This window comes from Erythrobacter sp. S267 (assembly GCF_057365045.1).
The window spans coordinates 389,642-405,139 of sequence record NZ_CP200298.1; the positions used below are offsets into that span (position 1 = coordinate 389,642).

Below are 15,498 nucleotides of genomic sequence, written 5' to 3' on the forward strand. Positions count from 1 at the left end.
CCAGAGCTCTATTCGCGCTCTTCAAACAGGCCCTTGATCATCGGCTTCAGCCGGTCTTCATAGCGAGCCAGCGTTTGCCACTCACCGACCGGCTGGAAGTGCGAGACAAGACTTCCATCGCGCCACAAATGCAGGCTGTAAAAGGGCGGTTCGGCATCGACGATCGCCCGCTTGTCGGCTTCATCTGGAGAGATCGGGCGCATGTCGAGCGAAACCGCAGGCGCGACCGCCGGGGTCACGCTGATTGGAATGCCCTCAACGCTGGAATGTAGTGGGCGGTGCAAGTGTCCTGCCAGAATTGCGATGATCTGATCGCGGCCTCTAACGGTGTCGTGGAAGCGTTGGAACCACTCCTCATGCGGGCGTGGGTCCATCCACTCGATCCCGGCGACGACCGAAGGGTGGTGCATGACCAGAACGGTGGGCGTGTCCGGATGCTGATCGAGTTGATCAGTCAGCCACTTGGCCCGCGTCTCGCAAAAGGCGCCGCCATGACGACCCGGCTCGAAGGAATCGAGGCACAGGACGCGCAAGGGAGCCTGATCTCCGCCCAGCTCCAGCGCGAACTGGGCAAAGCCATCATGCGTCTCGCAATCGGGGAAGGCAGCGAGCATTTCCTCGCGGCTGTCGTGGTTGCCGGGGATGACATAGGTCGGGAAGGGGCAGTCGGCGACGACGTCCTTGATCAGCGCGTAGGAGGCCGCTTGCCCACCGTCGGCAAGGTCGCCGGACAGGATCAGCAGATCGGGCTGGACGGGCAATCCGCGCAGATGCTGGACGACTTGGCGAAAGCGGACGAAGTTAAACTCGCGCGTCCCCGCATCCGGCTCGAACCCGACATGGGTGTCCGTGATTTGTGCGATGAGCACGCCTTTGGGATCGCTCGCCATAGTCACTGTCCTACGCTGCTTAGGATCGAAGCGACAGTGTCATTGGCTCCAGTGCCGCGCGTTCCGCCGGGTCGCCAGGGCGGGAAGCTAGGGTGATCCTCTGGTTTCCAGGGTGCGGTGGGCGTGTGATAGCCGTGGCACATTGCGCAGCTGGAGGGGACAATCTCTTCGGTGCGGATGGCGGTCTCACCCAAGTGGCAATCGCGGCAGCTCTCAACGTCCGGGATAAGCAGATCGGTCGCGGCATTGGAGTCAGATGTCGCGTGGCAGTCCGCGCATTCCGCCACATCGTCGCCATGCGCCGCGTGATTGAACGCGCCTTTGGTGAGGAAGCGATACGGCAGGTTGACCGGAGTGAGATCGCGCCGCCCTTCATTGAAGGTCGGGATATGGCACTCTCCGCACACGCCAGTGGGCTCAAGCGCGCGGTTGATCGCGATGTAGGAGCTCATCGGCCGGCCAAAGTTTGAATAGTAACGCCCGCCGCGTGCGAATTGTCCGGGACGAGTGCGGCCTGCCACGACAGGCCGCCGCGGCCCGCGATCCATTGCGCCAAGCTCCGCCATCAGCGTGTCGACGTCGCCGTGGCTGAGCGAGCGGAAAGCAGGACCGGCGCGCTCGAACACAAGGCTGTGACAGGCCTCGCAGGACTCCTCCATGATGACCGGCGCAAAGTCGCCATAGTCGGACGGGACGCCGCCCGTCTCCGCAACTTGGACGATCAGGCCTTCATTGCTCCACTCGGCATGGCAATCGCTGCATTCGAGCGGCGCGCCATATTGGTCGAGGCTGATCGCCATGCGCGCGACGCCGCCTTGCGGGTCCATATGCTCGTCATGGGTGAATTTGAGCCCGCTTTGCTCGACCGGATTGTCGTCAAAGGACACGCGCGCCGGAGCATCGGAGAAGTGGGCGGTGTAGATCGAGGGTCGGAATTGCGGGTGCTTCTCGCCAAAGTCGGAGGCGTTGCCGAATTGCGGCTTGCTGATCCGTGTGTCCATCGCATCGTGGCAGTCCGCACAGAAGGCTTCGTCTGCGCCTGCAAATCGAACCTGGCCCTCATGTTCGGAGTGGCAGGACACACAACCCAGCGGCCCTTCTTTGCCGAGCGCCTCGCCAATCGACCACTGGATCACATCGCCGGTGGAGAGCGGAGCCATCCCTTCGGCCAACCGGTCCATGCTTGCGTGATCGCCCAGTTCCTCGTGACAGGTGAGGCAGGTTTCATCCTGAACTGAGACGAAGGGGGTAACGTGGCAGGCCTCGCAATTGCCCTCCAGATCGTGGTGCAACATGCTGAGGTCACCGGTGCTCCACGATGCGTCCATCACAACCTGGCCTTGGTCGAGATTGTCCGGATCATTCTCAACTGGGCTGCGGGTGAGGTGGCTGATGATCGGCACGCTCAAAAGCAGGATCAGGATGACGCTGGCGAAGATCCAGGCCATGCCGCGTTTGCTGGGCAGCGCGCTGGCAAGGGCGAAGCCTGCGATAGGGTCTTTGGCAGCGGCCTCCCTTTCGGCCTGCTCGATCACGATCTGGACAAAGCCGTCTTCGCTGCGCGAGATGGCAAGGCGTGCCGAGCCGACCGCTACCTGTGCGCCCGTATCGGGATCAACGCTGGCATTGGTGGAGCTTTGGCCGTCGAGCTCAAAGTCGAGCGAGCCGACCGCCTGGACATAGACTTCACCACTGGCGGTGTTCGACATCCGGATATGGTGCAGATCAACCGCGAGATCGGGCAGGTGGATGTCGTTGTCGGGCGCGCGGCCTACGGTCAGCGCATCGGCCTCAACCGTGCGATCACGGGTGATCTTACGGCCCGACTTTGCCGTGGCGATGGTGCGGATCAGGAATGCCATTCTCTGTCCCCCCTCACCAATAGTAAAACACGCTGATGACGTGCGCCAAAAGGGCGGCGAGCAAGGCTATCGTCGCCGGGATATGGATGAACAGCCAGACTTCAAGCAGGCCTTTGGTGCGCAGGTTGCGCCGGATCTGCGCGAGTTGCTCGGCGCGTTGTGTCAAAAGCCCATGAACTTTGCTCTCGACCTCGCCACCACCGGGGGCAAAACCTGCAAGAGCGCGCTTGGTCTTGCAGCCGGGATAGGCGCCGGAGAGGCGCGCCAAAGCCCCGCCATAAAACACGTCCTGGCCAAGCGCCGCGATGATGAGGTCAGCTTGCTCCCGCTCCAGCGGCTGGGCCGCATTGTCGAGCTGGCGGTCGGTGACAGAGATCTCCTCCAGCATATCGGCGCGGGTCTTCTGACTGCGTCCGGCGGAGAGCGTGGTTGGCAGCTTGGCATAGGCGACGACGCCGTAAATGCCGGTGATGATGACCAGCAGCATCAGCACATAGGCGAGCGTGTGGACGTTCCATCCGATCTGAAAGCCGGTGTGCAAAGTGCCCACCACAATCAGCGCAAGGCCGAGATAGACATGGGCCGACGTCCACGCCTTCAGGCTCCATGCCCCTTCCGATATCCGGCGTTTGCGCACGCCGAGCAGCGACAGCCACACGATCAGGCCAAGCCCGATTGTGCCCAGCGTATAGCCATACCAACTCCCGCCACTGGGCCGCGGCTCCTGATCGATCAGCGCGTAGCCAAGGATCGAGACGAGGCAAAGCGTCAGCGCAATCCACAGCCAGCGGAAACGCTTATGTTTCAGGAAGCTCACATGATCGGCATTGCGCCGCTTTTCGTCTTCGGAGAACCGGTTGTTCGGGAGACTCGCCATCAGTTTTCGACGTCCTCCGTGATCTTGGCAAAGGTCAGGAACTTGTCAGGCGAGACGCGGATGGCCGCGCCCGTTGGGCAAGCGCGCACGCATGACGGGCCGCCTTCAATCCCAGCGCACATGTCGCATTTGACGGCTTTCTTGGCGGTGTTGGGATCGCCATTTTCCTTGCGCCACGCGTAAGGAGCCTCTCCCGGGCCGGGCCCGCTGCCAAACATTAGCCATTTGAGGAGGCTCGGCTTTTCCGGTGGCACTGGCTCCATCTCGATCACGCCATAGGGGCAGAAGCTCTTGCAATTGCCGCAGCCGATGCAGGTTTCCGCATTGATGTTGACCTCCCCATCCGCGCCGCGCTGGATTGCGTTGGGCGGGCAGTCGGCCATGCAATGCGGATGCTCGCAGTGGCGGCAGGAGATCGGAACGTGGAGATAGGCGAAGCTCTTGCCAGCCTCTCGATTGAGGCGGGAGAGGCCATCATGCGAATCCGCGCAGGCTTTTTCGCAATTGTCGCAGCCCACGCACAGCCGCTCATCAATCAGCAGCGCGTCGGTTGCCTCGCCCATACCCTGTTCGAACAGGAAGGCCGCGGTGCCGGAAAATTTGCCGACCGTATCATCGGCATTGTCGTTTTGGCGCTCAATCTCTTCGTTCGATGCGCGCCGCTCGGCCATGACGTCGAGCGCGCGCTGGCGCAATTGTGGCTTTTTCGCGAGCAGGTCGAGGAAGCCATCGCCCGGAATGCGGATGACTTCGGACTTGATCGAGGCGATGACGCTGGAGGTCCGCTTTGACCCGTCGATGATCGCCATTTCGCCAAAGAAATTGCCCGCCGGGATCAGCGAGAGGAAGACTTGCTTGCCGTCGATCTGTTTCTCGACCTTCATCGACCCGATGCGCACGATATAGAGGTCTTTGTCGTCCGCGCCTTCCTCGATCACGGTCTCGCCCGCTTTCACTTCTTGGATTTCCGCGCTTTCGATGATCGGAGCGATGTCTTCAGGCGTCAGGCCTGATCCGAAGAGTTGCAGGATCTGCCGCTCGATCGAGATACGCTTCACTGCCGCGTCTGCCGCTGGCGAGGAGCCAATCAGCTTGAGCGCTGCCTTGCGCGACAGCTCCACCACGACCGTGTCGGTCGCAGCGCGGATGGTTGCACCCCGGCGGCGGCCTGAGACAAGGCCAACCTCACCAAAGATGGAGCCTTGGTCGATGGGCACTGTGATCGAAGGATCGTTCGGATTGACCTCCACCGCCACGCTTCCCTCGGCAATTGCAAAGAGCGACGACCCCGGATCGTTGCGACGGAAGATAACCTCTCCCGGAGCAAAGGCGCTGCAGGTGCTGTCGAGCATCAGCTCGCGCATTTGCAGCGTGGACAGCCCTTCAAAAATCGCGACGTTCTGGCGATAAACTTCGAGCCAATGGTCGACGCCTTTGTTGCCCGGCAGCCCCGCAAACACGGCTTCCAGCAAAGGCTCATCCGCAGGCTTGACCGGCTCACCGGTCGCCAGAGCTTCGATCACATCGTGACCCTGGTTCATGCAGTGTTTGATCAGCGGGTATCCGGCGAGCGCGCCGATGACGAAGATGCCTTCCTTGGTCGTCTCGAAAATCGGCGAGAGTTTGGGGAAGGCGTTGCGGTCTTCGCTGGTGAACTCGATCCCCATGCTTTCGATGAATTTGCGCGGGGGCTGAGAGCCGATGCGGGCGATGATCATCTCGCACGGGATCACTTCCTCGCCGGTCGCGGTTTCGACCACCATTTCGCCATCGCGGACCTCTGTTGGAGAGGTGCGGTAGGCGATGCGCAGTTCCTTCTCCTCATCCGCCGTGGTGAGGTCGGTCGCGTTCTTGGTCTTGGCTTTCGCGAAATTGTCGCCGCGGTTGAGGATCGTGACGGTGTTGCCGAGCGCTGGATCAGTCGCAAGGCCAAGCGCGTTCTCAATCCCTGCATCGCCGGTGCCCACGACCACGATATTCTTGTCGATGTGATCCTCAGGATCGTCGAGCTGCGAGGTAATCATCGGGTGGTCAGCGCCCGGACAGCGCAGCTTGTTGGGGTTCCCCTGCGTCCCGATGGCAAGGATGATCGTCTTGGCGTTGATCGTCTCGCCCGACTTGGTCTTTATCGTGAAGTTGCCTTTTTCGCCTTCGACCTGCGTCACTTCGGCGTTGAACTTCACATTGACGCCCCAAGCCTCAACCGCGTCTTCGCCGTCGAAGGCCGGGATGCTTTCATCCTCCACTCCGCAATGCAGGTTCCAGGTGCGCAAGATCCGCTCGCGCTTGCCTTCTGCAAACTGCATGCCGGGCGATCCGTCTTCCTCATATCCTCCGGCCCGCAATTGCAGGTCGGAAGGGGTCGCCATGACGTGCTTGCCCTTTTGATACTTGAAAATCGTGTCGGAGAGATGGTCTGTCTTTTCGAGCAAGACATGGCTCATGCCGCGCTTGGCCGCTTGGCCAGCAGCGCTCATCCCGGCAGGGCCGGAACCAATAATGACGACTTCATACAAGTCCGACAATCTATCCCCCCCTTTGGATAGATTTTTCCCTGTCGCCACCATACGGGAAGTGGACTTGAATGCCAGAGTCAATTGCTGTTTTCTGCACCGGTTGCTACGGAATTTCCCATGGAAACGAACACGGATGGAGCGGATCAGCGCTCAACGAATGAGGGCTCGACCAGCAAGGCTGCGTGGTTCCTGTTGGGCGGGGCCGCTTTGCTCGCGGCGGGCTCGATTGGCTACAACGCCTATGAGGGCGAAAGCGCGCCTGATGTTGAGCAAGCCGCCACTGACGCGGCCCCTTCGATAGAGGAATTGCGTGCGGCCGCCGAGGCGGCTGGTGATGATGCAAGGCCTTGGAGCAATCTGGCGTTTGAACATTACAACCGCAGCGAATTTGCATCCGCGGTCGAGGCCTATGAGCGAGCCATCGAAATCGACGATGGTGCAGCGGAATTGTGGTCAGCCTTGGGCGAAGCGCGGGTCATGGCGGTGGACGCGAATGATCCAGCGGCGGACCCGCTTCCTGCTGTTGCGCTCGACGCTTTCCGCAAGGCGATCGAACTGGACCCCAAAGATCCGCGCGCGCGCTACTTTCTCGCAGTGAAGCGCGATATTGATGGCGACCATGAAGGGGCGATTTCGGACTGGCTGGCGCTGCTCGCCGATACGCCGCCCGGTGCGCCGTGGGAGCGCGATGTCGTCCGCACGATCCAGCAGGTCGGCGCTATTCAGGAGATTGCAGTGGAGGACCGCATCGCGGCCGTCGTCGCAGCGCGCACGCCGCAAGTTGCGATACCCGGCTCAGGTTCTGTCGCGGGCGAGGCTGCTTCCGCCACCGTTCGAGGGCCTAGCGCAGAGCAAGTCGCGCAAGCCCGTAATATGAGCCCTGGCCAGCAAGAGGCGATGGTGGCTGGCATGGTTGAGTTGCTCGAAGCGCGGCTTGAGCAAGACAAAGGCGATCTCGACGGTTGGGTGATGCTGATCCGCAGCCGCATGACTTTGGGTGAAACTGGCAAAGCACGGCAAGCGCTGGAAGATGCCGTCGCCGCCAACCCGCAATACGCCCCGCAATTGCGCGCGCAGGCGCTGGAATTGGGGCTTGAGTAGGAGGCCTTCTTGAGCGCAGACGCAAAAAAGGGCGCCGCAGCGGGCGCCCTTTTCTTGTCCTATAAAGCTCTGGCTTAGACCACCCCAAACGCCAGCATCGCATCGGCGACCTTCTTGAAGCCTGCAATATTCGCGCCCTTCACATAGTCGACATAGCCATCGCCTTGATCGCCATATTCGGTGCACTTTTCGTGGATGCCCGCCATCAGGTCGGTGAGCATGTCGCCCAGGCGCTCCTGATTCCAGCTGATCCGCTCTGAGTTCTGGCTCATTTCCAGACCAGAGACCGCCACGCCGCCAGCGTTCGCCGCCTTGCCGGGGCCGTACATGATCTTGGCGTCGTGAAAGACTTTTACGCCTTCCAGAGTGGTCGGCATGTTTGCCCCTTCGGAGACGCCTTTGCAGCCATTGCTTACGAGCGTCTTGGCTTCGTCTTCGTTCAATTCATTCTGCGTCGCGCAGGGCAAAGCGAGATCGGCGGCGACACTCCAAGGACGCTCGCCTTCGTGATAGGATGCGCCTTTGAATTCATCGACATACTCGCTGATCCGGCCGCGCTTCACGGTCTTGAGGTGCTTGACCCAGTCGATCTTGTCCTGATCGATGCCGTCGGGATCATGGATAAAGCCGCCACTGTCCGACAGGGTCAGGACCTTGCCGCCCAGCTGTGTGATCTTTTCAGCCGCATGGGTCGCGACATTGCCCGAGCCTGAGATGACAGCGCTGTGGCCTTCAACATCCATGCCTTTGTGTTTGAGCATGTTTTGCAGGAAGTAGACCGCGCCATAGCCGGTTGCCTCAGGCCGCATTTGTGAGCCGCCATATTCCTGACCTTTACCGGTCAACACGCCTTCCCAGCGATTGGTGAGGCGTTTGTACTGGCCGAACATGTACCCGATTTCGCGGCCGCCGACGCCGATATCGCCGGCTGGCACGTCGGTGTTGGGGCCGATATGGCGGTAGAGTTCGGACATGAAGCTCTGGCAAAAGCGCATCACTTCACTGTCAGACTTGCCCCTTGGGTTGAAGTTCGCGCCGCCCTTACCGCCGCCCATCGGTAGGCCGGTGAGCGAGTTTTTGAAGGTCTGCTCAAAAGCGAGGAATTTGAGGACGCTTTCCGTCACACTCGGGTGAAAGCGAATGCCGCCCTTATACGGGCCGATGGCGTTGTTGTTCTGCACCCGCCAGCCACGCTGAACGCGGATATTGTGGTTGTCGTCTTCCCAGCAGACGCGAAAGGAGACCACCCGGTCTGGCTCCGCAATCCGGCGCAGGATTTGCGCTTCATGGTACTCGACCTTGTCTTCCATGAATTCGAAAATGTCCTGGGCGACCTCGTGGACGGCCTGGATAAATTCGGTCTGGCCCGGATTGCGCTTTTTCACACCCGCCATGAATTGTTCGAGATTGACGTGATCGGATACCGGCATTGCATTCTCCCCCCTAGAAGTGATGCGACCATAGATTGTTTTATGTTCTTGGCTTGTATGTTTTGCCCCAAAGCGCGCTGCGCGCAAGGGTTTGCTTCATGCCATGCGAGAACCGTTCGGCACTGGGACATCGGGCCGAGCAAGGATAATGGCCCCGTTTTCGTCGGGAAAGCCCAGCACCAGCACCTCTGACATAAAGGGCCCGATCTGGCGCGGGGCGAAGTTGACCACAGCCATCACTTGCCGCCCAACAAGGCTTTCTGGCGTGTAGTGATCGGTGATCTGTGCGGAGCTTTTCTTCACCCCGATTTCCTCGCCAAAGTCGACCCACAGCTTGATTGCGGGCTTGCGCGCTTCGGGAAAGGGTTCAGCCTTTGTGACCGTGCCGGCGCGGATGTCCACCGCCATAAAGGCGTCGAATTCGATTGTGCTCATGGGATGGATGCTAGGCAGAGGATGGCGTCAGGGGAAGGCCCTTCCCATCCGTCTCACCGTGCTATAAATTGCGTTTTGAAACCGAGCCCTCGACCGTTTGGGCGCGCAATCTGGAAAGGCGAAACCCGTGGCCAATTTCAAACTCAATGGCGAGGATGTGACGCTCGACGTCGATCCGGACATGCCGCTGCTTTGGGCGGTGCGTGAGGAAGCCGGATTGCTCGGCACCAAATTCGGCTGCGGCGTTGCGGCCTGCGGGGCCTGCACAATGCATCTGGATGGAGAACCAATCCGTTCATGCTCGACACCGGTGTCCGCAGCCGAGGGCCGCGAGATCACCACCATCGAAGGCATCGGTGAGGGTGAGGGCGCTCTGACAGCTATTCAGGAAGCTTGGATCAGTGAACAAGTGCCGCAATGCGGATATTGCCAATCCGGCCAGATCATGGCCGCGACCGCTCTGCTGCGCGACAATCCTTCGCCCAGTGACGACGATATCGACGAAGCGATGAAGGGCAATATCTGCCGCTGCGGCACCTACACCCGCATCCGCCGCGCGATCAAAGTCGCAAGCGGCCAACTCGAACCGCGTGTTGAGGAGGCATAAGCCATGAACGATATGTCTCCCGACAAGAAAGAGCGCTCGACCCTCGGCAAATGGAGCCGCCGTGCCTTTATCGGTGCAGGCGTGCTGGCTGGTGGCGGACTGCTGATCGGCATCGGCGTGCGACCCGGAAATCCGATCGACAAGCTCGCGCCCAAAGTGGCTCCCGGTGAGGACGAATTCCTCGTCAATTCCTGGGTCAAGATCGACGCCGACAACATCGTCACCGCCATCGTCCCGCATTGCGAGATGGGGCAGGGCGCGCATTCGGTGCTGGCACAGATGCTGGCGGAGGAGCTGGATGCGGACTGGTCCAAGGTCCGTGTGATGCAAGCGCCTGCTGACGGCAGCTATGTCGTTACCGACACTGCGCGGATGTTCGTAGCGCCCTTCACGATGAATGCCGCTGACTGGATTGAGCCAACATGGAACGGCCTGTTCACGCAGATCGCCAAGCTGGCTGATGCGATGATAACCGGCGGCTCCTCTTCGATCCGCACGACGGGGCAGTTCTCTATGCGGGTCGCGGGAGCCTCTGCGCGCAAGATGCTTGTCGGCGCGGCGGCTGAGAGCTGGGGTGTTCCGGCCTCCGAAATCACGACGCGCGATTCCACCCTCTTCCACGAAGCCTCTGGCAAATCCGCATCTTACGCCGAGTTTGCGACCGCTGCGGCCGAACAACCGATGGACCAGACGCCCGCTTTGAAGGCGCCCAAAGACTACCGCCTGATTGGCAAAAGCAAGGCGCGTACCGACATCCCGGCGAAGGTCGATGGCACGGCTGAATTCGGCATCGACGCGACGCCTGAAGGCCTCGACCTCAAATACGCAGCGACCCTCCGCCCGCCAGTGCCCGGACGCACGGTGGCCAGCATGGATGCAAGCAAGGCCGAGGGCATGCGCGGCGTGATCCAAGTCCTCAATATGGGCGATTTCGTGGCCGTAGTGGCCGACGGATACTGGCACGCGCAGCAGGCTCTGAACGCAGTCGATGTGACGTGGAGCGAGCCGACCAGCGCGATTGCGACCATGGACGACCAATATGCGGTCTTCACCAAGGCCATCGACGACGCTGGCGCGACTGGCGGAACGGCGGCGGCGGGCAAGGGCGACGTGGAGGCTGCTTTTGCGGGCGCTGCGACCACTCTGGAAGCTGAGTATCGCGTGCCCTATCTCGCCCACGCGCCGTTGGAGCCGATCAACTGCACCGCCCATGTCGCCGACGGCAAATGTGCGGTTTGGACCTCGACACAGGTGCCCTTGATGGTGCGCAGCGCGCTTTCCGAAGCGCTCGACATCGACAAGGATGCGATCACCGTCCACCACCCCTTCCTTGGCGGGTCGTTCGGACGGCGGTTGGAGGCGGTCTATGCGGTGATGGCGGCGCGGATCGCGGCGGAGACAGGCTTGCCGATCAAGTCGATCTGGAGCCGTGAGGAAGACACGCGCAAAGCGCTCTACCGCCCCGCTGATGTCAGCCGGTTCAAAGCAGGTCTTGATGAAAGCGGCGCTCTGGTCGCCTACGACAACATCTTCACGCAGCGCGACGAACCTGCCGAAGCGAGCGTTCCGGGCATCTACTCGATCCCCAACACCTCCGTCCGCGTGGCCGAGGCTGAGGCGCTTTTGCCCTTTGCCGCATGGCGCTCTGTGGACCACTCGCAGCACGGCTGGTTTATTGAGAGCTTCATCGACGAAGCTGCCCATGCAGCCGGCGCTGACCCGTATGAATATCGCCTCGCCATGCTCGACAAAGCACCGCGCCACGCAGCGGTTCTGACCAAGGTGGCCAAGATGGCCAACTGGTCTGCGCCTCTGCCAGAGAGGCACGCCAAAGGCATCGCGATTGTCGAGAGTTTCGGCACGATTGTCGCCCAAGTGATTGAGGTCGATATGACCTCTGGCAAACCGGTGATGACCAATATCTGGGCGGCCTGCGATGCGGGCTATGTCGTCAATCCTGACGGCTTCCGCAACCAGATCGAAGGCGGGATTGTCTACGGCTTGACCGCGGCGATGTATGGCGAGCTCGACCTCGTCGATGGCGCGATCGTGCAGGGCAATTTCTACGATTACCAAATGCTGCGGATGGACGAAGTGCCTGCAATCGAAGTCGCGATCATCAACAGTGGCGATGTGCCCACAGGCGGTGCTGGAGAGCCAGGCCTGCCGCCTGCAGCGCCAGCGCTGACCAACGCGATCTTTGCCGCAACGGGTGAGCGTTTGCGGTCCTTGCCCATCGCCAAGCAATTTGCCTGAATGCAGGCGTCAGCTTGCTTGATCTGAAGCCCGTCCTGCACTTTCTTGCCGATGCTTGCGGGCAAGGAAAGCCGTGCGTGCTAGTCACCGTATGCGCGGTTGAGGGCTCCTCCATGCGCGGCCCCGGCACGATCATGGGCGTGGCTGAGGATGGCAGCTTTGCCGGTTCACTCTCTGGCGGCTGTATCGAAAATGCGGTGGTGGCCGAAGCGTTGGAAGTGATCGCAGCGCGTGAGCCTCGGGTCGTGCGGTTTGGTGCAGGCTCTCCCTATCTCGACATCAAGCTGCCCTGCGGAGGCGGCCTGGATTTGCATTTCAGCCCCTTGGTCGAGCGCGCCTTTGCCGAGGCTTGCCTAGGCTCTTTGGAAGCGCGCCAGCCCTTCACAATCATGCTCAGCCCAATCGGATTGCAGCACCACGCAAGCTGGAGCGAGAGGCGTTTTGATCCGGCGTCAGGCGAGGGCGCATTTGGCTACTGGCCGGCTCCGCAATTGCAGATCATCGGCCATGGAGCAGGCGTTGAAGCGCTGGCTAAACTCGCACAGGTCATGGGCTGCACGGCCCGCGTGCTGACCCCGGATGAGCGCATTATCGCCGAGCTTGCGGAGCAGAACATCCCGGCCGAGCGTCTCAACCGAGTGGACCAAACCGATCTTGTCGCGAGCGATCCTTGGAGCGCTTTCGTCTTCCTGTTCCACGACCACGACTGGGAAATCGCGCTGATGGAGGCGGCTCTCAATGCGCCCCATTTCTATATTGGCGCGATGGGCGGACGAAAGGCGCACGCCTTCCGGACTGAGGCGCTGGCGGCGCGCGGTGTGAGCGAGGAAGCCCTCGCCACCATCCACGCACCGATTGGTCTGTTCCACTCCTCCCGCGACCCGCAGACGCTTGCGTTGTCTACTTTGGGCGAGGTGATCGAGGCCTATCACAAGGCGGATTTCGGCGGGGCCGATGGCTGATCCACGCATCTTTGTAGCGGTGCTGGCTGCTGGGGCCTCCCAGCGGTTCGGAGAAGAGGACAAGCTGCTCACGCCCTTTCGCGGCAAGGCTTTGGGGGAGCATGTCTGCGATACCTTTCCGAATGAGCGGATCGCGCCTGGCTGTGCCTCGGTCGTGGTTTCGGACATGAACCATCCTCTTGCTCCGCGCTGGCGAGAAGCGGGCTTTGGCTTGTCGGGCAATCTCAACAGCGCAGTGGGAATGAGCACTTCGGTTCAAACGGCTGCGACGACTGCGGGCAAGGCTGAGTGCGAGGCGGTGCTGATTGCGCTCGCCGATATGCCGTTGGTCCCGCGCGACCACTTTGAGGCTTTGCTTGACGCCTATGTAGGGCCGGAGAGCCTGATCTGTTCAAGCGACGGGAGCAAACGGATGCCACCTGCGATCATCGGCGCAGAGCATTGGGATGCACTCTTTGCGCTGCAAGGCGATCAAGGGGCTCGTGCACTTCTGAGCGAGGCGGAAGCCATCACCTGCCCGCCGGAATGGCTGGTCGATATCGACACACCGGACGACCTAGCGAGAGCATAGACAATCGCCCCAAATCAGCCCTAAGTCAGCTGCAAAGGGAGACATGAAATGAGCGGATTTGTCCCGCGTCCACAAAGCGACAGGCCTACCCATTGCTCAGCCGAGCAATATCGCGAACTCTACGACGCTTCTATCGCTGATCCCGACAGCTTCTGGCTTGATCAATCCGCGCGGCTCGATTGGGTCAAGGCACCGTCAAAGGGCGGAGAATGGTCCTATGATCCGGTCCAAATCAAGTGGTTCGCTGATGGTTCTCTCAACCTTTGTCACAATGCGGTCGACCGCCACGTGGAAGCCGGCCGGGGCGAGACTACGGCGCTGATCTTCGAACCCGATGATCCCGCCAGCGCAGGCCGCACGCTCACCTATGCGCAGCTGCAAGACGAAGTGGTCCAGATGGCCAATGCGCTCAAAGCCATTGGTGTCACTCGTGGCGAGCGGGTGACGATCTACATGCCCAACATCGTTGAGGGCGTCACAGCGATGCTCGCCTGCGCACGGATTGGAGCGATCCACTCGGTCGTGTTTGGCGGCTTCTCTCCCGAAGCGCTCGCCGGGCGGATCATCGACTGCGAGAGTCGCTTTGTAGTGACCGCTGATGCAGGAACGCGCGGGACAAAGCCGGTGCCTCTCAAGGCCAATGTCGATGCCGCTCTGGCGATTGAGGGGGTCGAGGTGGAAGGCGTGCTCATCATCCAGCACACCGGCACGAACGTCGCATTCACCGAAGGCCGGGATCACTGGTTCCACGACGTGAAATCCGACGCACCGGTGCCTTGCGAGGTTATGGCAGCCGAAGACCCGCTCTTCATCCTCTACACGTCAGGCTCAACCGGAAAGCCCAAGGGCGTGCTGCATACAACCGGCGGCTATGGCGTTTGGACCGCGATCACGTTCCAGACCGTGTTCGACTATCAGCTGGGTGAAGTGTTTTGGTGCACCGCCGATATCGGCTGGATCACCGGGCACTCCTACATGGTCTATGGCCCGCTGTTGAACGGTGCGACGCAGATCGTTTTCGAAGGCGTTCCCAACTATCCCGACCATGGGCGCTTCTGGGATGTCGTGGACAAGCACTCGGTCAACATTCTCTACACCGCGCCCACCGCAATCCGTGCCTTGATGCGTGAAGGCGACACGCATGTGACCAGCCGCGACCGGTCTTCTCTGCGCCTGCTGGGAAGTGTCGGGGAGCCGATCAATCCAGAGGCTTGGCGCTGGTATTTCGACGTAGTGGGAGGCGGGCGCTGCCCCATCGTCGACACGTGGTGGCAGACCGAGACAGGCGGCTGCATGCTGACCACGCTTCCCGCAGCGCATGACATGAAGCCGGGCTCTGCGGGCCTGCCGATGTTCGGCGTCCGACCTCAACTGGTCGACAATGACGGCAAGGTGTTGGAAGGGGAGGCCGAGGGGAACCTGTGCCTCACCCATAGCTGGCCGGGCCAGGCACGCAGCGTCTATGGCGATCATGAACGCTTCGTCCAAACCTATTTCAGCACCTATGCGGGCAAATATTTCACCGGCGATGGCTGCAAGCGCGACGAGGACGGCTATTACCGCATCACGGGCCGCGTTGACGATGTGATCAATGTCTCTGGCCACCGCATGGGAACGGCGGAAGTGGAGAGCGCGCTGGTGCTCCACCCCCTTGTCGCAGAGGCCGCAGTGGTGGGCTATCCGCATGACATCAAGGGGCAGGGCATCTATTGCTACGTCACGCTGAATGCAGGCGAGGAAGGCTCGGACGCGCTGTATGCCGAGCTGCGCGCCCACGTCCGCAAAGAGATCGGCCCGATTGCAACGCCCGACCATCTCCACTTCACTGACGGTCTGCCCAAAACCCGCTCCGGCAAGATCATGCGCCGCATCCTGCGTAAGGTTGCCGAGAATGATTTTGGCTCGCTGGGTGACACCTCGACCCTCGCTGATCCGTCGCTGGTGGATCGCTTGATCGAGGGAAGGCAGAACCGCTGAGCAGAGCGGGCCAT

The 15,498-nt window shown here is 61.1% G+C and carries 12 protein-coding genes; 6 read left to right on the forward strand and 6 right to left on the reverse strand.

All coding sequences use genetic code 11. The features are described from left to right. Nucleotides 1–8: 8 nt before the first annotated feature. From AC0V6X_RS01625 to AC0V6X_RS01640, 4 genes are read right to left on the reverse strand one after another with little or no spacing between them, the layout of a single operon-like run. The gene (locus tag AC0V6X_RS01625; RefSeq protein WP_486182849.1) at nt 9–890 is read right to left on the reverse strand and encodes a metallophosphoesterase; all 882 of its coding nucleotides are present in this window, start codon (nt 888–890) and stop codon (nt 9–11) included. A 2-nt stretch (nt 891–892) separates the two neighbouring features. Then, nucleotides 893–2,752, reverse strand: coding sequence for a cytochrome c3 family protein (locus tag AC0V6X_RS01630; RefSeq protein ID WP_486182850.1), 1,860 nt, complete (start codon nt 2,750–2,752; stop codon nt 893–895). Nucleotides 2,753–2,765: 13 nt separating this feature from the next. Beyond that, nucleotides 2,766–3,629 (reverse strand): hypothetical protein, encoded by an 864-nt coding sequence (locus AC0V6X_RS01635; protein ID WP_486182851.1) that lies wholly within the window; start codon nt 3,627–3,629, stop codon nt 2,766–2,768. Next, complete coding sequence (locus AC0V6X_RS01640) at nt 3,629–6,196, reverse strand: cyclic nucleotide-binding domain-containing protein (protein ID WP_486182852.1); 2,568 nt, start codon at nt 6,194–6,196, stop codon at nt 3,629–3,631. Before AC0V6X_RS01640 ends, AC0V6X_RS01635 begins: the two co-directional genes overlap by 1 nt. Before the next feature lie 66 nt (nt 6,197–6,262). Here AC0V6X_RS01640 and AC0V6X_RS01645 point away from each other — a divergent pair, with 66 nt between their 5' ends. After that, nucleotides 6,263–7,246 (forward strand): tetratricopeptide repeat protein, encoded by a 984-nt coding sequence (locus tag AC0V6X_RS01645; protein WP_486182853.1) that lies wholly within the window; start codon nt 6,263–6,265, stop codon nt 7,244–7,246. A 74-nt stretch (nt 7,247–7,320) separates the two neighbouring features. Here AC0V6X_RS01645 and gdhA read toward each other — a convergent pair whose 3' ends face one another. Then, the gene (gene gdhA, locus AC0V6X_RS01650; protein ID WP_486182854.1) at nt 7,321–8,676 is read right to left on the reverse strand and encodes an NADP-specific glutamate dehydrogenase; all 1,356 of its coding nucleotides are present in this window, start codon (nt 8,674–8,676) and stop codon (nt 7,321–7,323) included. Between the two features lie 96 nt (nt 8,677–8,772). Then, the gene (locus AC0V6X_RS01655; protein ID WP_486182855.1) at nt 8,773–9,111 is read right to left on the reverse strand and encodes a tRNA-binding protein; all 339 of its coding nucleotides are present in this window, start codon (nt 9,109–9,111) and stop codon (nt 8,773–8,775) included. A 127-nt stretch (nt 9,112–9,238) separates the two neighbouring features. Between AC0V6X_RS01655 and AC0V6X_RS01660 the strand changes: the two genes are divergently transcribed. The 5 genes from AC0V6X_RS01660 to acs are packed head-to-tail and all read left to right on the forward strand — an operon-like array spanning nt 9,239 to nt 15,484. Further along, complete coding sequence (locus AC0V6X_RS01660) at nt 9,239–9,718, forward strand: (2Fe-2S)-binding protein (RefSeq protein ID WP_486182856.1); 480 nt, start codon at nt 9,239–9,241, stop codon at nt 9,716–9,718. Nucleotides 9,719–9,721: 3 nt separating this feature from the next. Continuing rightward, nucleotides 9,722–11,974 carry a xanthine dehydrogenase family protein molybdopterin-binding subunit gene (locus AC0V6X_RS01665; RefSeq protein ID WP_486182857.1) on the forward strand — a complete coding sequence of 751 codons (2,253 nt, stop codon included), beginning with the start codon at nt 9,722–9,724 and terminating at the stop codon, nt 11,972–11,974. A 14-nt stretch (nt 11,975–11,988) separates the two neighbouring features. After that, nucleotides 11,989–12,936 carry an XdhC family protein gene (locus tag AC0V6X_RS01670; protein WP_486182858.1) on the forward strand — a complete coding sequence of 316 codons (948 nt, stop codon included), beginning with the start codon at nt 11,989–11,991 and terminating at the stop codon, nt 12,934–12,936. Continuing rightward, nucleotides 12,929–13,507 carry a nucleotidyltransferase family protein gene (locus tag AC0V6X_RS01675; RefSeq protein ID WP_486182859.1) on the forward strand — a complete coding sequence of 193 codons (579 nt, stop codon included), beginning with the start codon at nt 12,929–12,931 and terminating at the stop codon, nt 13,505–13,507. The genes AC0V6X_RS01670 and AC0V6X_RS01675 overlap by 8 nt, the downstream gene beginning before the upstream one ends. Nucleotides 13,508–13,555: 48 nt before the next feature. After that, nucleotides 13,556–15,484 carry an acetate--CoA ligase gene (gene acs / locus AC0V6X_RS01680; protein WP_486182860.1) on the forward strand — a complete coding sequence of 643 codons (1,929 nt, stop codon included), beginning with the start codon at nt 13,556–13,558 and terminating at the stop codon, nt 15,482–15,484. Nucleotides 15,485–15,498: the final 14 nt, after the last annotated feature.